We start from the raw sequence: 19,605 nt of genomic DNA, 5'->3' as shown, positions 1-19,605 counted from the left end.
GGGAGCCCTGGTGTGCGGCCAGCCGGCAAGCAAAGTCCGCGCATCCAGGGCTCCTTTGGCGTGTGCCGCGAGTCCCTGAACACGACGCTACAGGCAGGGTCTGACAATGCGGTGTCCGTGCCCGGCACGGCACCCGCGAGCAGGCCGGTACCGCCCCTCCGAGCTCGCCGATCGCGTTGTTGTCACGCTTGGTGAAGAGCGAGAAGTCGAAGGAGACGGCGGTGGTGCCGCCCTGATGTATCCACTGCCAGAACTATGCCGACGTTCTCATTCGCGTGCGATCCGCGACTTACCGACGCCACCCATGCCGTGCAGCGCCCCAGGTAAACCGGCGCGGTGTCCCGTGCCGGACGGGTGCGAAGATCCCGGAGCCGGCATGCGCCAGCTGCGGGGCTCAAGCAGCCGACTCGACGTCGTCCGGACCGAGGGCGGGTTCGTCGCCCTTGGGGGCGGGGACCGCGCCCTTCGCGTTCTTGAGAGCCTGCCGCACGGCGACCAGGGCGGCACCCTCGACACCGTTCTGCATGCACAGCTTCCAGTGCCCGTGGCCCTGCACGATCGCGGCCGCTTTGCGGAGTTCTGCCCACAGTTCGTCGTACGTCGCGGCGTCGGCCTCTTTCCAGCCGGGCGTCTCCGGGCGTCCGTGCCGGTACCACCGCTCCGGCTCGGCCGGCCACCCGCCATCCGCATCACGTGACCAGGGAAGCCGCGCCTGGTGAGCATGGAGTGCGGCGTACAGCTCGGCGAGCTTGAGCTGGGCGGCAAGCAGTTCTCCGGGGAACTCCTTCGGGTTGAACTGTTTGTCCTCGTTTGCGGTGGCGGGAGTGCTCATGCCCTGGATGTTAGTTCGACCCGCTGACAGCGGGTGCGTACCGGGTCTCCGTGACGGTCCCGGTTCGACCCGCTGACAGCGGGTGCGTACCGGGTCTCCGTGACGGTCCCGGTTCGACCCGCTGACAGCGGGTGCGTACCGGGTCTCCGTGACGGTCCCGCGCTTCGGCCACTTCGGCAGCGTCGGGCGGCCCGGAGATCTCGCGGGGAACGGGCGGTAGGCGCGGTCTCCTCGAACTTCCTCGTGACCGCGTCGCACCAGCCCCGCCAGCCACGATTTCGCCCGACCTTGGGCATACGCCCTGTCCGCCATCTTCTTCCCGAAGAGCAGGGGAGAAGGGGGCTCATGCCCGGCTCCTCGTTCGAGCGGATCTGACGGGTATTCGCTGCCTCTGTCAGTGGGCGCCGGTATCGTCTTTCGTACGGCCGCGCACGGGCCCAAGCCAGCCTCTAGCCCATGACTGGGGCGATCTGAGGATGAAGGTGCCAGGACTCCGGTCCCAGCGCATCAGTGCGGAGAGCACCACCGACGTCGTCACCGACGCACCACTGCATGCCCGCGTCTGTCACCAGTTCCCTCGCGTGCATCGGGTCATGGGTAACCGCTGCACCCCTGATGGGAGAACTGCTGTGGTCCAGAATCACGGGAAGAAGAAGCGCGCCAAGCAGAGGGCGCAGCGCACGGGGGCGGGACACCAGCCTTCGGTCACCAACACCCTGCACACGCACGAACCGCTCCCGGACATGACCGTCCTGTCCCTGGTGCCGCACGGCGCCGGGCGGGTGCTCGACCTCGACCTTGCCGCCCGGCTCGTCGCCGCGTGCCGTGCCGGGTGCGGGCCGTGCCAGACGTCGCTGGCGGCGAAGGCGAGGCAGGACCGGCCGACGCTTGCGGCACTCGCCGGGGTCGCCTTCGATCTGGCGCCCACCGCAGGGGTGTTCGCCTCCGCCACTACGCGTGACTGGGCTCCGCTGGCCCGCGACGCGAAGGCCCAGAACAGCGGCATCGAGGCGCTCGCGGCGGTTGAGGCGATGACGGATGCGCAGGTCTCGGAGCTCCTGGAGGACGCGCTCGACCACTGGGCCGCAGGCGGTGTGCCCGAAGAGCAGATCGCCGACATGATCAAGTTCGTCGGGACGGACGGGCCGGATGCTGCGCACGCCCATGCCGAGCCCGACACCGGGCTGATGGAGGGGATGCTGCCGTACGTCGACGGCTGGCAGATCAACCACACCCTGGCGACCAGGGTGGTCAGCGCGGTCTGGGCCGGATGCGCGTCGTGCCAGGCGGAACTCACCCCGCAGGTCGTCGACGACCGGGCCACCCTCGCTGGGCTCGCCGGCGCCGTCTTCCTGACTCCGGCGCACACACCGCTCCAGGAGACGGCCGCCGGTCCGGCCGCCCGGGCGTGGATCGAGCAGGCGCACGGCAAGTTCCGCACCTGCGGCGCCGAGGCCGTCCTGCGGGCCGTCGCCGAACTCGACGAGGATGACGCCGAGGACCTGCTGGAGGAGGCGCTCGACCTCTGGGACGACTCCGGGGCTGCGCTGGCAGGTGCCCCCGCGCCAGCGCCCGGCCGGCCCCACGGACGCCCTCCGTGAGGCCGGGATCAAGACGTTCACCCTGGCCGACCTCGCCCCGGACCTGAACGGCATCGACACCTACCACCTGGCGGAGAACTACGGGCTCTTCATCGGGGAGACGGCGACGCCCGAGGGCCAGCCGATGCCGATGCTCACCCTGTACTCGGAGACCGAGGGAGCCGGCATCCAGGACCTGGAGCGGCGCACCGACTGGGAGCACTGGGACCTGCACGGGATGCCGGGCATGGACCCGCACTGGCGGCTGCGCGCCAACATCGCCGACCGGTCCCTGAAGGGTTTGGTCCACGTCGGCCCGGACGGCGAGGACGACATCGAGCTGTGGCGGGCTGCGGAGATGGTGAGCCTGCCGGCGGAATGGTGGTCGCTGCTCGACCAGGTCCAGCATGTCCTGGTCGTCGGCCCCGTCAAGGAGGCCGACCCGCGAGCGGTGGAGGCCGCGGGCGACGCGGGCGAGTTGCTGGCCGTCGTCGCGCGCGTGACGTTCGTCTGATGGCCCGCCGTGAGCGCCGCCCGCGCCAGCACCTGCCCGCGGCCGCCGGCATCCGTATCGGGGCCGACGGCGCCACCGTCGCCCTGGTCGTCGACGTCCTGTGCCGGGAGTCCAACGTCACCGAGCCGGACGGCGACTGAGACCGCCTCAGTTCCGGTCGGAAATCAGGAACTTGTCCAGGTCAGGGGCTACGGCCCCGGTGCCGTCCGTCCGGCGCGCACGCACCCGCTCCACGGGAGTGCCGACCGCGCCGGTCGGCACCGGGGAGCGAGCGCCCGAAGGCCGCGAAGGACCTCAGCAGCCGCCCGGCCCTGACACTGCACCCCCTTTTGAACAGGAGGCGAACCGTGCCCAACCACGACGTCGTGAACCTCTCCCAGATCGCTCGCATGGCCGGTGTCGGCCGCGCGGCGGTCGTCAACTGGCGCCGCCGCCACGGCGGTCTCGACGCCACCGGCGGCACCGCCGAGAGCCCCACCTTCCCCCTCGCGGCCGCCGAACAGTGGCTGCGGGCCCTCGGCCGGCTTCCCCAGGCCACCCCGGCTGAGCCCGCCACCCTGACCTTCGAGGGCGGGCAGATGGTCACCGCGTACGTCCCGGACCTGCGCGTGCCCGGCCCCGGGGACCGGTACGACCGGTACGAGGAGTTCGGCGGCTACATCGCGGCCGAGGGCCGCGACGGCATCCCGTGGCCCCGGGCTTCGGTGCGGATCGACGTCCCCGGCCAGACGCCGTACGAGGTGACCGACGCGAACGTCGACATCAGCTATGCGGGCGGCACCTGGCAGTACCTGAGCCTGACCTGGCCCGCCCCGCGCCGCCAGCTGCTGGCCATCACCCCCACTACCACGCCGACGAAGGAGCGTTGATAACCGGGACGACCACGCAGACCGCGGCCACGGAGACGACCGCCGAGGAGACGCCGGCACTGCCGGAGGCGCTGGGGGCCCGCCGGATCGCGGGCTTGCTCTCCGACCACACCGGCGAACAGGTCACCGCCGCCGACGTCGACGAACTCGTCGCAGCCAAGCACCTGGTCGCGTCCGACTCCTACAAGGGGTGGCCGCTGTACGCGACGGCGGCCGCGCTCGCCCTCGACAAGGACCTGGTGCGCGGCGTGGTCGCCGAGCGCCTCGCCTGGGAGGCGGCGAGCGTCTCCAGGGACGCGGCGGCCGAGCGGATCGGCTGGCACTGGCGGGACATCAAGCGGATGGGCGCGGAAGGGCGCATCACCCTGGCCAAGGGCCGCCGCTACCTGATCATCGACCTGGAGACGCTGGCCGCCGAGGCGGACGGCGAGCAGTACATCACCGCGCAGGCCGCCGCCGACGTCCTGGAGATCCGGCACCCGGCCGACTGGCGATACGTCGAGGCCGCCGGGTGGATCACCCCGGCCGACACCTACGAGCGCGAGGTCGGCCGGCACCGCACCGTCACCGTCGCGCTGTACCGGCTCGCCGACGTCCGCGCGGTACGGGACATGCCGGGCGTGGACTGGGAATCCGTGCGGGGCCTGCCCAAGGGCACGGCCTCGCCGCTGCGCGAGTACGCGGCCCTCGCCCCCACCCGCTCCGCCGTGGTGAAGGGCTTCGCACAGCAGCTGGCCGACCGGCACCGTACGACGGTGTGGGCCTGGAACTCCCCGTACTCCGGCGGCTGGGAGCCGGACTGGGAGCGCGTCGACGGCGGGCCGACCGAGCAGGAGGTCCGGCGGGAACTGCTCGCCGACCCGGCCACCGCCCCGTACGCCAGCGAGATCACCCTGTGCCCGGAGCGGGGGAAGGTGACCCGCACCGCGCGCGAGCTCCTGCAGCCGGACGCCGCGGTCATCCTCGACACGGAGACCACCGACCTGGACGGGCAGACGATCGAGGTCGCCGTGATCGACGCGGCCACCGGGAAAAAGCTGATGGACACCTTGGTCAGGCCGACCGAGCCGATCAGTGACGGCGCCCGCTCACTGCCCGAAGGCTGACGCCGTATCGGGGTCACCACTGGGTGGTGGCCGACACCTACGTGGGTGTCGGCCACCATCCCGTTAGGCGACCAAGGACAGCCAGTTCGTCGCCGGAGGCCAGCGGCGCGGCTTCATGCTCTGCCGGACGCCAAGCAGGTCCGCGCATCGCCCCTCGACGGCGTTCAGGGCCTCGGTGGGCGTCAGGTCGTCCAGATGCAGGACCCGCACGCAGGCGAAGACGGCCCTCTTGGCCGGATCTCGGTCGTGCCCGTCGAGGCGCCCGGGCAGACCGTCGAGACGGCTTGCCTGACCGAGCCAGCGCAGCCGCCCGGCGATGTCGGTGACCAGGTAGATCCCCGTGAGGACACCCAGGTCGTTGAAGTGCCCGCGGTCCGCCCACGGGAGCGGCCTCAGGTACGTCGCTTGCAGGTAGCGGCCGCCGACGAGCGCCAAGCCGGCCAGGAGCGGCGCGGTCAGTACCGGCCCAGTCGGCAGCACGGAGCGGCTCACCGCCCGCCCTCGGCGTTGGCGACCTGCTCAGTGGCCGAGTCGATGGTGACCTCGGTCTCGCCCTTCATGTCGGTCAAGCCGGCCTGCATATAAGCCAGATCCCGCTTGAGCCGGATCAAGGCCTGCTCCATCACCTCCACGCTGTAGGAGGGCGGATCGGCCAGCGCGGGCTTGCCGACCGCCGCGCCGGCGGCGATGGCCTCGCGAGCCACGGCCAGCGCGGCGAGGAAGGCCTGCGGCAACTCACTGGACAGGCTCGTGACGAGGCGCAGCTGGGCATCGAGGAGGACCTGCTCCGGGCTCCTCTTCGGCTGCTGGGGCGGGGCGCTGTCCGACGCGCTGGGGCGGTCGTCCACCTTCTTCTTGGCGCGCCCGGTCTTCGGGAAGGTCACGCTGAACCAGATGCGGTCGGCGACAGTGCCGTCGACCGGAGCCCCGGTCTCATCGATCTGCCGGGGCGGGGTGCCGGCGTCGTTGGCGCGGGCGATCTCGCGCATCAGGGCGATGGTCTGCACGGGCTTCAGCAGCAGGGCGTTGCGGGCGCTGACGCCGCTGCGCCGGCCCGGTCCTTGCTGGCCGTCGGCCGACCCGCGGTCGGCCTCGACCATGCCGTGTTCGGCAAGCCAGTGCAGACCCCGCGTCACGAGGAAGTCGTACAGCTCGGTCTTGTCGGCCTCGGCCTGGACCAGCGCGGTCCGCCAGTCCGGCAGGTCCGCGAGGGTGCCGCGCCTGGCAATGAAGTGGGAGTAGAGCGTGCCGTCCAGCAGGCGCGGGTTCCACCGGGTCCGGTAGCCCTCGGCGATAGCGGCGGAGACCATGCGTAGCCGGAGGGTGACGTTCTCCTCGCGGCTGTCGTAGTGCCGCTCGGGCTCGCCGAGGACCCGGGCCACCGCGCGGTCGTTCCCCAGCTCCTTGGGGAAGGCCATGCCGAGCAGCGCCCGGTCGCGGCGGTCGCGGGCGTCGGTGACCGATCCGGGGAGGGCGTCCGGCTCGCTGTCCTCGCCGGCGAGCCAGGCCCGTACGGGCTCGGTGATGAGGCCTGAGGCCTTCACCTCGCGCAGGACCGCGCGCATGTCGGAGGTCGACTTCTCCGCGAGCGGGTAGTCGAGCTGCGGGCGGCGGTGGTCCGCACGGTTCGGGTCGAACACCGTGTTGTGGAACTCGGCGGGGTTGTCCGTCCCGACGATGATCTGCATCTGAACGACGGCGACCTCAGCGGCGGCCTGGGCGGTTTCGTGCAGGCGGTGCCCGGTGGAGGCGAATGCGTTCCGCAACGTGTTCGCGAAGGCGGGGACCCAGATGACGGGGTCGGCGATGTATTCCGGCGGCGCGGGCTGGCCGGCCCTCGGCTCCGGCAGGTCGAGCTTGTCGATACGGACACCGAAGGCAGTGCTGCGGGCAGTCAGCCCGTGGAGCTTGAGACGGGCCCGGGAACGGTTGCTGCCCTTGATGGCCACCAGGTCGACGACCTTGCGGATGACGGGGGCGCCCTGGTGGTTCTCGGTGATCGTCCGCACGAAGGGCACGTGCATGGTGCGGTTGGTCTGTCCGAAGACCGTCATGTCCTCGGCGAGGTCGTAGTCGCGCTTGCGGTCGGCCTCGGTGAGGGCGACGTCCATGATGCCCAACAGGCTGTTGAGGACGGTGGGCTCGACCGGCTCGGCGGTCGTCACGAACGGCAGCGCGGTGCCGTTCGGGCCGGACCCGGTGGTCAACCTCGGGAGCACCCGGTCAGGGGAGGCGTCGGGCTGGGCCGGGCTGTCGAAGGCGCTGCGCACACGTTCGTTGTATTCGGTCGGGGTGCCGGCGAAGCCGTGCGTGGTCACCGACAGGACGTGCAGGCCCGTCTGCTCGTCCTTCACGATCACTCCGGAGCGAAGGCGGTGAACCGTCTCGGTCCGCGCCTTGGTGAGGTAGCGCTTCGGGCGGATCACGTAGGCCGCGATGGCGTCGGTCACCAGCGGGGGCAGGCCAGTGTCGAGGGCCAACGCCTCGGAGAAGGCCCGGGTCCAGCTGTAGGTGTCGGCGCCCGGGAACGGGTTGGCCCGGGCGGAAGGCTCCGCCTCGGAGACGATCGCCTGGTTGATGGTCGTCATGGTCAGACTTCCAGGAGTGGGCTAGTCGGCCCGGGCCGGTCGGTCCGGGCAGAGCAAGGGCCCGGACCCCGGTGGAGGAACTCCGGAGTCGCTGTATCAGTCACCGCACGCCGAAGACGATCTGAGCGACTGTCACACGCGGCCGACTCCCGACCGCGTGGTGCGCGACCTACCGAGCCTGCTCGACGAAGAGAATCGGGGAGCTGAGCTGGGTGGCCATTGCGCTTCCTCTGCCCGTACAGGCCATGAGGGGTGATGGAGAGCCGGCACAAGCCGAATGCTGGCGCGATCATACGGCACCAAATGGGCCTTCAGGCACCAAATTTGACAGACCGTCGGCGCTCCAGGGTCGGCGACCGATTGGGAACCGAGCGGGGGGACAACCCGGTGACGTGAAGTGTGCACCTTCGGGATGATGATGGTCCTGCGGTCCCACGGGGTGGAGGAACCGATGCCAGAGATGCAGCCGGCGGAGGCGCTGGCGACGTGTGAGCAGGCGTTGCGGAGCCTGATCGCCTCGGTGTTGGCCAAGAAGCTGGGCAAGGACTGGATCTCCCAGGTGTTCCCCGAGGAACGAGCGGTCAAGATCCGGGCGATCCGGTCCGAACGGTCGTCGCGGTAGGCGTCACATCGGGGCGCCTAGCCGTCACGATGGATCATGGTCCGGGAGGGCTGTTCCCAGTCCCCTTCGGGGGATTCCCGCTGATTACGCATGACTCGTCCGCTGGGGTCCGGTTCAGCAGGGTGTGACACGACGACGATCGACAACGGCGGCCGCGGTGGCGGTCTTGTTCGCGGGGGCGCTGGTGCCGTCCGCGGCGGCGGCTGCAGCCGCTGGGGAGCGCGCGGCGGGTGCGGCCCGGGAGTGCACGTCCCTGTGGCGGGCGGTCGAGCGGGTGCCGGTACGGCGGCCGGCCTGGAACGAGGGACCCATCGCCACCTCCCTCTCGCCCGTCGACCACTACCTCCGGAGGGGTCAGGTGGTCCGGTCCTGCACGGTGGCCGTGGCGCGGACGGAGGGCGGGCCCGCGTACCGGGCGTGCGGCGGGGAGGGGAACACGTACCGGATCGTGCCCGGCGGCCAGGTCCCGCAAGCCTGCCTGCGCAGGGTCTGACCTGCGCAGATCCTGGTAACGCGCTTCGCTGCCGACTTTGGTGGCGGACTTTTCGACTAATCCAAAGTTGCTGTGGAAGTCTTTCCAAAGTGTCCACGAACGACTTTTGGAGACTTTCCCATAACTTCCACAGCTGTCAAAGATGACAAAGTTGTGAGACTTGATTCCACAGAGCTATTTGCCAAATTAGACTTATTGCTGTGCTACCGTAGCGGTTAGTCGTCCACATATAAGTGTGGGCCCCGCACGGCGCTCAACCTGCACGGGACCCACACGAGGCTGACGTGGACCGAGGGCTCACCCCGTTCCTGCGGGGTGGGCCCTTCCGCTTCTCCGCAGGTCACCCCTACAGTTCGTGCACTAGCCGTACGGCGTAGTAGACGATCTGCAGGACGGTGGCCACGGGCCGCAGCTTGTGGGCCAGGGCCCGCATGCGACGGCGGCGGTCAGTCCGCGCCGGCCTGTCCTTGCGGGGATCAGGTCGGGGCATACGTCATAACCTCCCTTCTGGAACTCGGGCCGCAAAGACGGCCGTCCATCAGGGGCTTTGAGAACGCTATCACCAGCGAAGTGGGGCGTTCGGGGATCCGTACGGACATCGCTATCGGGCCCCCTATTCGGCAGGGGCCGAAGCCTGTATACGCCGCGTGGAGACATGCAGGTCAGGGGCTCCGCAGGGGAATGGACCCCCCAATTACGCGGGAAAGGCTTTTTTGCTTTTTCGGAGGCTCCCGTGACGCACGTCACAGCGCGTGTACTGCTTGGCCGCCTGAAGGGGTCCGGGCGGTCCCCACGGTGGACAGCTCCGGCGGCTCCTACAGCACGCCGTGCAGGGCGTTCTCCTTGAAGCCGTCGTCTTCCTCGCGGTAGCGGCGCATGACCTTGGAGCCCTTGGCCCATCCGCCCTGCTTCTCGGCCACGGCGTCGGGGTTGCCGGCGCGGGAGGACTCGGTGACCAGTCCGCGGCGGGGCTGTGCCCGGTGGGCCGGATGTCGAGCTGGGCGCGGGCGCCGATCCGGGTGAGGACGTCGCCGACCGACTCGGGGTCGAGCCCGCTGTCCAGCACGGTCTTCCATCGGTTGTGCACGGCGCGGAACGCGTACGAGTCGGGGTCGGCGTCCTGGCCCAGCTCGTCCTTCCAGCGGCGCCAGGCCCTCACCGGGCAGAGGTGGGCGCGGGAGCCGAACGGGACCTCGACCTTGCGCGGGGCGACCTTGGAGACGGGGACGTCCACGATGAGCCCGCGGCCCTCGGGGTCCTCGGTGATGTCGCGCACCCGGAGGTGGGCCAGTTCGTGCTCGCGGCCGGCGATGGCGAAGTGCAGCGTCATCAGCGCCAGGTCGCGCACGCCGAACCGGTTGCGCGGCAGGGTGGCGGCGGCCTTCTCCATGTGGCGCACGAGCAGGGCGGGCGCGGGCCCGCGCCCGCGGTCCTCCACGTCCTTCTCCATCACCTTCACCTTCACCTTGAGCAGGGCGCGGGCCTCCTCGGCGATGTCCTTCTGCAGCTGCATCTTGAGCTGGCGGCGGGCGGTGACGACGACGCCGGAGATCCGGCGGTCGATGGTCGAGGGCACGGTGAGCTTGCCGTCCCACGGGCGGCCGGGCTGCGGCGGCCGGGCTGGAGCCAGCACCACTCCACGAAGAGCACCTCGGCGTGCAACAACCGATCGGTTTGTGGGCACGCGGGGACACCGGCTGCAACAACCTCAACCCAGTGCCCAACAGAGGTGTCTAGCGTGCGCAGGGCAGATGAGTGAGACCGTTACGAAACTCTTCTCCCTGCTCCACAACCCAAGTAACCTGCCCAAACAAGGGGATTGACGGGCAATTAGGGATGTGAGATCCTCCCTCCGGGACGCCATTCGTGCGTCCCGCTTCTGTTTGAGGCCCTCCTTCTCGTCGAGAAGCGGGAGCCTTTCTCGTTTCCGCTAGGCCCCCGGCGTCACGCCCCCGGGGGCCTTTCTTGTTTCCGGAGGCTTCCGCCTTGCTGTCCGCTCTCTCTCCCGGCACTGTCTTCGGCGTGCCGGTCTCGCTGGCCCTCGCCGCCGCCGCTGTGCTGGTGTCCATCCTGCTGCTGATCGGGATCGTGGCATGGGTCGCTTTGCGCCGGGTCAACCGGGCCGACCTCCCGGTCGTTCTATTGGGGCTGGCCCATGTAATTTCCGCGCTGTGCGGGCTCCTGCCGTGGGGGCGGCCCACGCCACCGCCGGCACTACCGCAGCAGTCAGCCGGGGAGACGGAACCCGTGGCCGGGTCGACCGTAGTCCTCATGCGTGCCGAGCCCTCGGAGCCCGCTGTCGTACGGAGGGAGGAACGATGAAAGAGCGTGTGTCAGGCAGCAGATATGTCGACCGGCCTCGCGTCGAACGCACTACCGTGCTGGCGGAGGTGCTCCGCGGCCTCGGCAAGGATCGGGCGATCATCTTCCTGGCCGTCGTGCTCTACAACGCCTCGGACGAGTTGGTGGCCGAGAAGCTCCAGATCGATCCGAAGCAAGTGCGACTGTCCTTCAGCAAGACTGTCTCGACGTTGCGTCATCCTTCGCGGGCCCTGGAGCTAGCGGACTACGCATACGAGATTGATGCTTTTGATCCCATAATTCTGATTGATAGTGATTTGCGCTCGCTCATCCGGGAATGGCGAGTAGAGGAGATGTTTGAGCCGCTTTGTCAGCAGTGCTGGCGCCCCATGGACGTCCCGTGGTCCGCTCGCGGGCCGTCACGAACGGGGCGCCCGCGCCGGTACTGCTCCAACGCCTGCCGCCAGAAGGCGTACCGGACGCGCCACCCTTGATGCCGCTACGAGGTGCGCGCCCGCTTGGGTTCCTTCGATTGGCGCCCGACCGCCGCCCAGCAGTGGCCACAACATCCCGACTTCCACGTTTACAGCACGCCGAGCAGGGCGTTGTCCTCCCACTGGTCGACGACTTCGAGGTAGCCGGCGAGCACCTTGGAGTGCGGGGCCCATCCGCCCTGTTTGGCGATGACGATCTGGTCGTGGCCCTTGAGCCGGGAGGACGTGGCGAGGCCGCGGCGGGGGCTGTGGCCGGTGAAGCGGATGTCGATCCCGGCGCGTTCGCCGGCGCGGGTGACGACGTCGCCGATCGCCTCGGGCTGCAGTCCGCCCTCCAGGACGGTGTGCCAGCGGTTGTGCAGGCGGCGCCATGCGTAGCCGTCGGGGTCGGTGAGGCCGGCGGCTTCCTTCCATGCCTGCCAGGCGCGGACGGGGCAGATCGAGGGCCGGGAGCCGTAGGGGACGGGTACGACGCGGGGGCGGACCTTGGACACGCGCAGGTCGGCCTGGATGCCGTCGGGGGTCTCGGCGTAGTCGCGGACGCGGTTGAAGGCGAGTTCGTGCTCGCGGCCGGCGACGGCGAAGTGCATGAGCACCATGGCGCGGTCGCGGATGCCGGTGAGGTTGTCCGGGCAGGCGGCGCTGATCCGCACCAGGTGGTCGACGAGCAGCGGCGGGGCCTGGCCCCGGCCGCGGGTCTCTCCGGTGGCCTCCATCTCCTTCACCAGCTGCTTGAGGCGGTTGCGGGCGAGCCGGGCGACGCCGTCCTCCGGCCGCACGCCGTGCTCGGCGCGGGCGGACACCACGGTGCCGGAGATCCGCCGGTCGATGGTCGACGGCGCGGTGCACGTCCCCTTCTTCCCGCCGGGCTGGGTCCACAGCCACTCGACGAACATCACCAGGGTGCCCGGGGTGACGGCGAGCACGGGAACCCCGGAGTCGGCGCAGAACTTCGTCCAGCTCGCCCAGTCCTGGGCGTAGCTTCTGCGGGTGCTCGACGGGCGGCCGTCCGCGACGGTGCGCACGGCCTGGCGGTCGATGTGGTCGAGCACGGCCCGGGTCGCGGTGTCGTACTCCGCCGGCCGAGCTGGCGCGGCCGGGATGACGACCGGTTCGACCGTCTTCTGACTGTCTGACATGAACCGCCCCGTTCATCGGATTTGACCGCTTCCATGGAACCTGGATATGGGGAGCTTATCGGGGGTCCATGGGGCTGGCGGGGTCGCGACGGGTGCGCCGGACGGAACGGGCCGCAACCGGCGGCGGGAGCGGGAGTGTCTCAAGGGGATGTGACCGCACATCTGCCCCGGCGCCGGACGGAACGGCGCGGCCTGCGCCTGTGGCCGGTCGGCCCCGTCCTTGCCCTGACCTTCGCCACGGCCGTCCTGGTGGCCGCCGCGGTGTTCTACACCGGATGGGACCTGCTCGGCGCCCGGGGACTCAAGCCCGAACACCGCCTCGACTCCAGCACGCTCTTCGACCTGGTCAAGCTGTCCTTCGGGGTGGTCGCCGGGGCCGGCGCCCTGGTCGCCCTGGTGGTGGCCTACCGGCGCCAGCGCGTCGACGAGGACGGCGCCCTGCGCGAGGCCACCCGCCTGCACACCGAACGCTTCACCACCGCCGTCGCCCAGCTCGGCGACGCGTCCCCCGCCGTGCGCCTCGGCGGGGTGCACGCCCTGGCCGGCCTCGCCGACGACGCCCCCACCCGGGCCCTGCGCCAGACGTGCATCGACGTGCTGTGCGCCTACCTCCGCCTGCCCTACACCGCCGAACCCGATCTGCCGGCGGACGATGCGGAAGCCCGGCACGCCTACTTGTCCCTGCGGGAAGTGCGGCACACCGTCATCCGCCTCATCCGCGACCACCTCCGTCTCGCCCCCGAGGACCCGCACTCCTGGCAGGGTCACGACTTCGACCTCACCGAAGTCACGTTCGACGGCGGAGACTTTACTGGCGCGCACTTCTCCGGCGGCAGGGTCAACTTCACTGGTGCAGAGTTCTCCGGCGGCAGGGTCGTCTTCTCCGGCGCGGAGTTCTCCGGCGGCAGGGTCGTCTTCTCCGGCGCGCGGTTCTCCGGCGGCAGGGTCGACTTCCATGGCGCGCGGTTCTCCGGCGGCAGGGCCACCTTCGCCAGCGCGGAGTTCTCCGGCGGCAGGGTCGACTTCTCCGGCGCGGAGTTCTCCAGCGGGCCGGTCGACTTCCACGGCGCGCGGTTCTCCGGCAGCACGGTCACCTTCGCCAGCGCACGGTTCTCCGGCGGCATGGTCATCTTCACTGACGCGCGGTTCTCCGACGGGACGGCCAGCTTCTACAGCGCATGGTTCTCCGGCGGCACGATCATTTTCTCCGGTGCGAAGTTCTCCGGCAGCACGGTCAACTTCTCCGACGCGCGGTTCTCCGGCAGCACGGTCACCTTCGCCAGCGCACGGTTCTCGGGCGGGAGGGTCACCTTCACTGACGCCCGGTTCTCCGGCGACAGGGTCGCCTTCACCGGCGCACGGTTCTCCGACGGGACGGTTGACTTCAGCCAGGCGTGGTTCCCCGGCGGGACGGTCGACTTCACCGGCGCGGATGGTGTGGCGCCCACTGGCCTGGTCCCGCCGAACGGGTCCCCCTTTCCCGCCGGACTCACCCTGCCTCGTACGTGGGACCCAGCCCGGTCCTGACCGAGGGGACACCGCGGCGCGGACGGCGGGGGACGGGGCGAGGGCCCGGAGGTGTCTCCGGGCCCGGTGCCCTACCCGACGGAGTTGAGACGGTCGGCCAGCTGGACGGCGCCGACGCGGACCATGCCGGTCCAGACGGTGCCGGTGTGGGTGTCCTCGACGCCCCAGCCGCTGCGGAGCTTGATGATGCGGTAGCGAGTGGACATCGGGTCCTCCTGAAGGGGTGGGGCGGGTCGTCCTGACGGGCCTTGGCCCGAGCACGGGTTCTCGGGGGTGTCCAAGGCTCGCCGTAGGCGACCGCGTAGCGGCTCGGCCTTGGATACCCCCGGGGTTCCGTGCTTGCCTCCGGCGGCAGGACGACACGGGCCACCCCGGCGACGGCCCGCACCCCACGCCCCAACACGGTCCCCGCCATGAGCGGACCGCCCATGTCCCCCTCCACGGCGGGGCGCCCCCCAACCCGCACCGTGCGCCGCCCCACCCTCTGCACGGCCTCGCGGGAGTAGAAACCTGTTGGGTGCGGTTCCTCTGAAGTGAAGGTCGTGGATCAGGCGGTCAGCCTGAATGTGGCCTGGTCAGGGTTGGGGTAGAGCCGTTCGTGTTCGCGGGCGATGTGGAACGTCCAGTAGGTGTCGAGGTCGCCGTTGCTGGTGACGGCGCGGAGTTTGAGGACGGCTTCGGCGCCGGCGAGGCCCCAGCGGGCGCCGGTGATGTCGAGGCGGTCGGCGATCAGGTGCCGGCAAGCGCCTTCGATCGCGCCGGTGGCGATGGGCCAGCCGGCTTCGAGGGCGGTGTCGTAGTGGAGTTGGTCGAGGTGGCCGGTGAGGTAGCGGTGGCAGGTGATGACCGCCTCGCGGGGTGAGGCTGTCAGGTGGGCCTGGTCGGCCAGGGCGAGGAGTTCGTCGGCGACGCGGGCGGCGTGACCGGCGAGGATCGCGGTGAGCCGGTCGGCGGTGAAGGCTTCGGCTTCGCGGCTGCCGGGCTTGTGGAAGGCGTGCGCGGCTGCCCAGACGTATTCGGTGACGTGGACGAAGTCGATCAGGACGTGGATCGTCACGCCTCGGTGGGCGGCTTCGGCCTGGATGACGTCGAGCTGGTGACGGGCGCCGTCGACCAGGACGATCCAGTCGCGCAGGTGGTGCCGGTCGCGTGCCTGGGCCTGGTCGAACGCCTCGGCGATGACTTCCTCGGGGGTTTTGACCAGGGAGGCGGTCAGCCACTTGTTCTCCGCCTTCGGGCGCGGGCGGCGGGTGCGGTTGGCGCTGCGGCCCTCGGGCGGCCCGATCACGTCGTGCGGGCGGCGTGAGGCGGGGCGGGTGTCGAAGACGCAGGCGATGGTGGCCATCCGTTTCCGGTTGGGCTTCTCGCCCGGTGCCAGCCGGCCCCGCCGCCCCGCGGCGGCGGCCTGGGCCGCCTTGCGGCGGGTGGCCTCGCGCAACGCTTCGGGCCGCATGACCACACCCTTGCCGTCCGCCTGGATCACCAGCGGCATCTCCCGGCTGCAGGGCAGCGGAATGCTCGCCCAGTAGAAGCCGTCGACGTCCGCTGCGGCCTCGGTGACGAGTTCTTCCAGCCGGCGTTTGCCCACCACCGGCCCGCACTGCCGCTCGACGGCGGCCAGGGCCTGGTCGAAGGAACCGCGCACGGCCTCGACGACGGCCAGGCGGCGCAGACCGGCCGAGTGCCGGCCCGCGGGCAGCGACAGCAGCACGTCCGAGGGATGCACGTTGCTCACCCCGGGCCCGCGATGCGCGATGCGGCGTACCCGGACGTGGCCGAAGACGGTGGACAGCCACCGCTCATGCTCCTTCTCCCGCCACGGACGCGGCCGGCCGTCCGGGCCCGTCACCCGCAGTCCGGGACGGGCGGCCAGGTGTTCCTCCTCGCGTATCGCGCGCAGGTCGAGGTGGTCCTGCAGCAGCTGGCGCATCAGCGCGCGTCCCGCCTCCTGGAGGTGTTCCTCCAGCTCACCGTGGGTCCATTCTCCGGCCGCCGGGCCTGACAGGGTGGCCGTCAGCAGGTGGAAGGCACTGACCGAGCGCGCGAACGCCTCAGGCGTGCCCCGGGTGTCGTAGTGTTCCATCCGGGCTCTTCTCTCAAGGTTCGTTCTGGTTGGCACCTACGAATCTAGAAGGAAGAGCCCCTCTTTCAGGGCGAGTTGGACGAATGAGTCTTTCTGATGCGAGATGGGGTGAACAGGCCGGGAGTGGTCTCGTCCAGCCAGCCCCGCACCACCAGACGCTTCAGCTTCGACCGCGTCACCTCGATCTTCCCGTTCTCCACCGGCAGACCGATCCTGGGCACGATCTGCTTGGCCCGCACCGGCCCCGGCGCATCATCAACGACCTCGAGAATGTCCTGGTAGACCCGCGGCAGCACACTCGCTTCCATGCCCGGCTGCCACTTCGGCACCGACAGCAACCCCACGACCCGGCGCTCGGCTCCCTCAAACGGCGACCCCTCCTCCACCGCCGCCGTCGGCGGCGTCTCGAGCACGGGCCCGTTCACGGCACTGCCGTCCGTCATTCTCGCCAGGAGCTCACCAACCGTCTCACGGGTGATCACCAGCCGCGAAAGTCTCTCCCGCTCGGCCACCAGCCGCTCGGTCAACTCGGCCAGTCGGGCCTCGAGTTGTTCCACCCGCTCCCGGACCTCGGCCTCCTCGGCCTCGATCGCCTCGAACAACGAGCCCATCGACACCGCCTCCTCCCCTCAGGAAGGAGACCTGCCCACCCAGACGCCAATCAACGTCTCCCCAGGTCAGCTCATCCCTCGAAACGAGCCGCACCCAAACCTGTTACCGGCGGTGGGGGCAGCGCTGCCAGAATCCGGGGCCATGAGCGAGACCTCTGAACTGCCCTGGCCCGTACCCGACACACGCTTCTGGTGGGCTGGCCAGTTCGCCGATATGCACGACCTGGTCCGCGACCTGGTCATCCCGCCCGGCCTGCCCCAGGGAGCGGAGAGGGTGCTGACCACGGCCCGTGAGCTGATCCGCATGAGCTACTACCGGTACGAGTTCATGATGGTCGGCGCCGCGACCTCCATCATCGCCGTCGAGGCGGCGCTCTCCGACCGCTACGGCAGGGGGACCCTCGCCGACTACCTGAAGAAGGCTCTCGCCGATGACCTGATCACCGATGAGGAGTACGACCTCCTCGACAGTTGCGGCCGGCCGATCCGGAACAAGTACGCCCACGGGGATCTCGCCCCCGCCGTGATCACCCCGCCACTGGCCGTCGGGGTCGTCCGCACCTCGATCACGATGCTCGCCCAGCTGCACCGGGTGTGAGTAGTTGGGGTGTTGGTAACGGCTGTGTCATGAGCCCCAATCGGGGTGGTGTGGGGGCGGGGCGGTGGGTACGGTCGGTGTGCTGTAGGTCCGTCAGGTCAAGGGGGGCGTGGTGACGGGTGTGGAGATTGCGGTCGGGTATGCGTTCGCGTGGTTGGTCCGCAAGGCGAAGCGGGTGGCGGGGCCTGCGAATGCGGAGGTTGACCGGGGTCTGGATGCGGCGATGGGCCAGCTGCACGATCTGATCAGTGCCAGGCTCGGTGCGGATCCTGCACTGGAACGGGCGGGGGAGGAGGCCGGGGAGGGCCGGCAGGAGCTTTCGGAGCGTACCCGGCGGCGGCTGACGGACTCCCTGGAGGACGCCGCCGAGCGCGACACCGTCTTCGCCGAGGCTCTGGGCCAGCTCGTGGAGCACCTGGAGTCCCTGCACGGTGCCGGTGCGGGGGGTGACCATGTCGATTTCCGTCAGGGCACCTTTCATGGCCCGGTGCAGGGCAAGGGTGTCCAGCACATCACCTACGGCAAGGCCCCGGAGTGACCGAGGGCACCCGGCAGTCCGGGGACGCAGTGGCCGGGGACCATGTCGATTTCCGCGACAGCGTCTTCCATGGCCCGGTCCTGGGCAAGGGTGTCCAGCACGTCTATGTGGGTCCCCAGGTGCGGGCGGTGTGGCCGTGTCAGGTGGGGGTGGTCCCGGGTAGGGCAGGGTGTTTCCAGGACCGGGCCGAAGTGGCCCGGCTGCGGCAGGCTCTGGCCGGCGGCGGGACGGCCGTGGTGGGGCAGGTGCTGGCCGGGATGTCGGGGGTGGGCAAGACCCAGCTGGCCGCGGACTACGCCCGCCACGCCCAGGAGACGGGTGCGGTGGATGTGCTGGTGTGGATCAGCGCTGGTAATGCCGCGGCTGTCGTGTCGGGGTTCGCGCAGGCCGCCATGGAGGTGCTGGGCGCGGACCCGGGCGACCAGCAGGCCGGAGCACGGGCGTTCCACGCCTGGCTGGAGTTCAAGGCCGGGGCGGAGCCGTGCCGGTGGCTGGTGGTGCTGGACGACGTCGCCGACCCGCAGGATCTGCGCGGGTGGTGGCCGCCGGCCAGCCCGCACGGCCGGACCCTGGTCACCACCCGCCGCCGGGACGCCGCCCTGACCGACGGCGGCCGGCAGCTGATCAACGTCGGAGTATTCACCGAGGCCGAGTCCCTCGCCTACCTCACCGCCACACTCGGCGCCCACGATCACGACGAATCAGCCGACGAGCTGACCGCCCTCGCCACGGACCTGGGCCATCTGCCGCTGGCGCTGTCCCAGGCCGCCGCCTACCTCGTCGACTCCGGCCAGAGCGTGGCCGCCTACCGGGAGCTGCTGGCCGACCGCACCAGGACCCTGGCCGATGCCGCCCCCGACGTGCTGCCCGGCGACCAGACCGCCACCGTCGCCGCCGCCTGGTCGCTGTCCATCGACCGCGCCGACACCCTGCGCCCCACCGGTCTGGCCCGCCCCGTGCTCCAGCTGGCCGCCTTCCTCGACGCCAACGGCATCCCCCAGGACGTACTGACCGGCAACCCGGCCCTGGGCTATCTCGCACAGCACCGCACCAGCACCGGCCCGGCCCCAGCCGGTGAACCGGCCCCGGTCTCCCCCCAGGACGCCGTACTCGCCCTGCGCGCCCTGCACCGCCTGAGCCTCATCGACCACACCCCCACCACCCCTGGCGGCCACGACGGAAGCGTCCGCGTCCACCAGCTCGTCCAACGCGCCACCCGCGACACCCTCACCCTCCACCAGCACGACACCACCGCCCGCACCGCCGCCGACGCCCTCATCACCGCCTGGCCCGCCATCGAGCGGGACACCGACCTCGCCCGGACCCTGCGCACCAACACCACTGCCCTCACCCAAACCGCCGGAGACGCCCTGCACCGGCTGGCCGCGCATCCGGTGCTGTTCCACACCGGCACCAGCCTCGGCGAAGCTGGCCAGGCCGCTGCCGCCCGCGACCACTACCAGCACCTCACCCACACCACCACCTCCCACCTGGGTGAGGACCACCCCGACACCCTGACTGCCCGGCACCACCTCGCCCGCTGGCGGGGAGAGGTGGGGGATGCGGCCGGGGCCGCGGCCGCCTACGCCGAGCTGCTGCCCCACATGGTGCGGGTGCTGGGTGAGGACCACCCCCACACCCTGAGCACCCGGAACAACCTCGCCTTCTGGCGGGGGGAGGCGGGGGATGCGGCCGGGGCCGCGGCCGCCT

General features: G+C 70.5%; 22 protein-coding genes and 1 pseudogene. 13 read left to right on the top strand and 10 right to left on the bottom strand.

The annotated features are described in order from the left end of the window. Positions 1–80: 80 nt before the first annotated feature. Both IEZ11_RS51530 and IEZ11_RS43595 read right to left on the bottom strand, forming a co-directional pair. Positions 81–229: pseudogene (locus tag IEZ11_RS51530) on the bottom strand (methionine synthase); the annotation flags it as partial. Between the two features lie 165 nt (positions 230–394). Further along, positions 395–832 (bottom strand): DUF8825 domain-containing protein, encoded by a 438-nt coding sequence (locus IEZ11_RS43595; protein ID WP_189268631.1) that lies wholly within the window; start codon positions 830–832, stop codon positions 395–397. 629 nt (positions 833–1,461) lie between these two features. Here IEZ11_RS43595 and IEZ11_RS43590 point away from each other — a divergent pair. The 5 genes from IEZ11_RS43590 to IEZ11_RS51525 all read left to right on the top strand — a co-directional run bounded on the left by IEZ11_RS43590 (position 1,462) and on the right by IEZ11_RS51525 (position 4,901). Further along, positions 1,462–2,433 (top strand): hypothetical protein, encoded by a 972-nt coding sequence (locus IEZ11_RS43590; protein ID WP_189268630.1) that lies wholly within the window; start codon positions 1,462–1,464, stop codon positions 2,431–2,433. Beyond that, on the top strand, positions 2,387–2,926 hold the full coding sequence (locus IEZ11_RS43585) for a hypothetical protein (RefSeq protein WP_189268629.1): 540 nt from the start codon (positions 2,387–2,389) through the stop codon (positions 2,924–2,926). Before IEZ11_RS43590 ends, IEZ11_RS43585 begins: the two co-directional genes overlap by 47 nt. Continuing rightward, on the top strand, positions 2,926–3,066 hold the full coding sequence (locus IEZ11_RS43580) for a hypothetical protein (protein ID WP_189268628.1): 141 nt from the start codon (positions 2,926–2,928) through the stop codon (positions 3,064–3,066). Before IEZ11_RS43585 ends, IEZ11_RS43580 begins: the two co-directional genes overlap by 1 nt. Positions 3,067–3,273: 207 nt before the next feature. Next, positions 3,274–3,795 carry a hypothetical protein gene (locus tag IEZ11_RS43575; RefSeq protein WP_189268627.1) on the top strand — a complete coding sequence of 174 codons (522 nt, stop codon included), beginning with the start codon at positions 3,274–3,276 and terminating at the stop codon, positions 3,793–3,795. After that, positions 3,792–4,901, top strand: a complete 1,110-nt coding sequence (locus IEZ11_RS51525) for a 3'-5' exonuclease family protein (RefSeq protein WP_229713729.1) — start codon at positions 3,792–3,794, stop codon at positions 4,899–4,901. Before IEZ11_RS43575 ends, IEZ11_RS51525 begins: the two co-directional genes overlap by 4 nt. A gap of 63 nt (positions 4,902–4,964) precedes the next feature. On the opposite strand, the gene IEZ11_RS43565 is transcribed toward IEZ11_RS51525, so the two are convergent. Together IEZ11_RS43565 and IEZ11_RS43560 are read right to left on the bottom strand one after the other, a co-directional pair. Continuing rightward, positions 4,965–5,393, bottom strand: coding sequence for a hypothetical protein (locus IEZ11_RS43565; protein ID WP_189268626.1), 429 nt, complete (start codon positions 5,391–5,393; stop codon positions 4,965–4,967). After that, positions 5,390–7,489: a hypothetical protein gene (locus IEZ11_RS43560; protein ID WP_189268625.1), complete on the bottom strand. Its 2,100-nt coding sequence runs from the start codon at positions 7,487–7,489 to the stop codon at positions 5,390–5,392. The genes IEZ11_RS43565 and IEZ11_RS43560 overlap by 4 nt, the downstream gene beginning before the upstream one ends. 451 nt (positions 7,490–7,940) lie before the next feature. On the opposite strand from IEZ11_RS43560, the gene IEZ11_RS43555 reads away from it, so the two are divergent. Both IEZ11_RS43555 and IEZ11_RS43550 read left to right on the top strand, forming a co-directional pair. After that, complete coding sequence (locus IEZ11_RS43555; protein ID WP_189268624.1) at positions 7,941–8,111, top strand: hypothetical protein; 171 nt, start codon at positions 7,941–7,943, stop codon at positions 8,109–8,111. Between the two features lie 157 nt (positions 8,112–8,268). Further along, positions 8,269–8,604, top strand: a complete 336-nt coding sequence (locus tag IEZ11_RS43550) for a hypothetical protein (RefSeq protein WP_229713728.1) — start codon at positions 8,269–8,271, stop codon at positions 8,602–8,604. A 346-nt stretch (positions 8,605–8,950) separates the two neighbouring features. Here IEZ11_RS43550 and IEZ11_RS43545 read toward each other — a convergent pair whose 3' ends face one another. Both IEZ11_RS43545 and IEZ11_RS51520 read right to left on the bottom strand, forming a co-directional pair. Continuing rightward, complete coding sequence (locus IEZ11_RS43545) at positions 8,951–9,094, bottom strand: hypothetical protein (RefSeq protein ID WP_189268622.1); 144 nt, start codon at positions 9,092–9,094, stop codon at positions 8,951–8,953. A 204-nt stretch (positions 9,095–9,298) separates the two neighbouring features. Continuing rightward, a complete protein-coding gene (locus IEZ11_RS51520) occupies positions 9,299–10,240 on the bottom strand; it encodes a site-specific integrase (protein WP_229713727.1) in 942 nt (313 codons plus the stop codon). 350 nt (positions 10,241–10,590) lie between these two features. On the opposite strand from IEZ11_RS51520, the gene IEZ11_RS43535 reads away from it, so the two are divergent. Next, complete coding sequence (locus IEZ11_RS43535) at positions 10,591–10,926, top strand: hypothetical protein (protein ID WP_189268621.1); 336 nt, start codon at positions 10,591–10,593, stop codon at positions 10,924–10,926. Continuing rightward, entirely contained in the window at positions 10,923–11,399 is a 477-nt protein-coding gene (locus IEZ11_RS43530) for a hypothetical protein (protein WP_189268620.1), read from the top strand. Before IEZ11_RS43535 ends, IEZ11_RS43530 begins: the two co-directional genes overlap by 4 nt. Before the next feature lie 89 nt (positions 11,400–11,488). Here the strand turns inward: IEZ11_RS43530 and IEZ11_RS43525 are convergent, their stop codons facing one another. Then, the gene (locus IEZ11_RS43525) at positions 11,489–12,538 is read right to left on the bottom strand and encodes a site-specific integrase (protein WP_189268619.1); all 1,050 of its coding nucleotides are present in this window, start codon (positions 12,536–12,538) and stop codon (positions 11,489–11,491) included. 150 nt (positions 12,539–12,688) lie between these two features. Here IEZ11_RS43525 and IEZ11_RS43520 point away from each other — a divergent pair, with 150 nt between their 5' ends. Then, positions 12,689–14,065: a pentapeptide repeat-containing protein gene (locus tag IEZ11_RS43520; protein WP_229713726.1), complete on the top strand. Its 1,377-nt coding sequence runs from the start codon at positions 12,689–12,691 to the stop codon at positions 14,063–14,065. Positions 14,066–14,136: 71 nt separating this feature from the next. Here IEZ11_RS43520 and IEZ11_RS52115 read toward each other — a convergent pair whose 3' ends face one another. The 3 genes from IEZ11_RS52115 to IEZ11_RS43510 form a co-directional block, all read right to left on the bottom strand. Then, the gene (locus IEZ11_RS52115; RefSeq protein WP_268239964.1) at positions 14,137–14,271 is read right to left on the bottom strand and encodes a hypothetical protein; all 135 of its coding nucleotides are present in this window, start codon (positions 14,269–14,271) and stop codon (positions 14,137–14,139) included. A 341-nt stretch (positions 14,272–14,612) separates the two neighbouring features. Then, positions 14,613–16,148, bottom strand: coding sequence for an ISKra4 family transposase (locus tag IEZ11_RS43515; protein ID WP_189268617.1), 1,536 nt, complete (start codon positions 16,146–16,148; stop codon positions 14,613–14,615). Positions 16,149–16,213: 65 nt separating this feature from the next. Further along, positions 16,214–16,759: a hypothetical protein gene (locus tag IEZ11_RS43510; protein ID WP_189268616.1), complete on the bottom strand. Its 546-nt coding sequence runs from the start codon at positions 16,757–16,759 to the stop codon at positions 16,214–16,216. A gap of 142 nt (positions 16,760–16,901) precedes the next feature. Here IEZ11_RS43510 and IEZ11_RS43505 point away from each other — a divergent pair, with 142 nt between their 5' ends. From IEZ11_RS43505 to IEZ11_RS43495, 3 genes are all read left to right on the top strand, one after another. Continuing rightward, positions 16,902–17,357, top strand: coding sequence for a hypothetical protein (locus tag IEZ11_RS43505; RefSeq protein WP_189268615.1), 456 nt, complete (start codon positions 16,902–16,904; stop codon positions 17,355–17,357). A gap of 112 nt (positions 17,358–17,469) precedes the next feature. Next, positions 17,470–17,895, top strand: coding sequence for a chromosome partitioning protein (locus IEZ11_RS43500; protein ID WP_189268614.1), 426 nt, complete (start codon positions 17,470–17,472; stop codon positions 17,893–17,895). After that, positions 17,892–19,605, top strand: a 1,714-nt coding sequence (locus IEZ11_RS43495; protein ID WP_268239963.1) for an NB-ARC domain-containing protein, incomplete at its 3' end; no start/stop codon positions are given. The genes IEZ11_RS43500 and IEZ11_RS43495, both read left to right, overlap by 4 nt.

The organism is Streptomyces fuscichromogenes (assembly GCF_014645815.1).
Taxonomy (GTDB): domain Bacteria; phylum Actinomycetota; class Actinomycetes; order Streptomycetales; family Streptomycetaceae; genus Streptomyces; species Streptomyces fuscichromogenes.
This window is presented reverse-complemented; position numbering and strand designations above follow the sequence as displayed.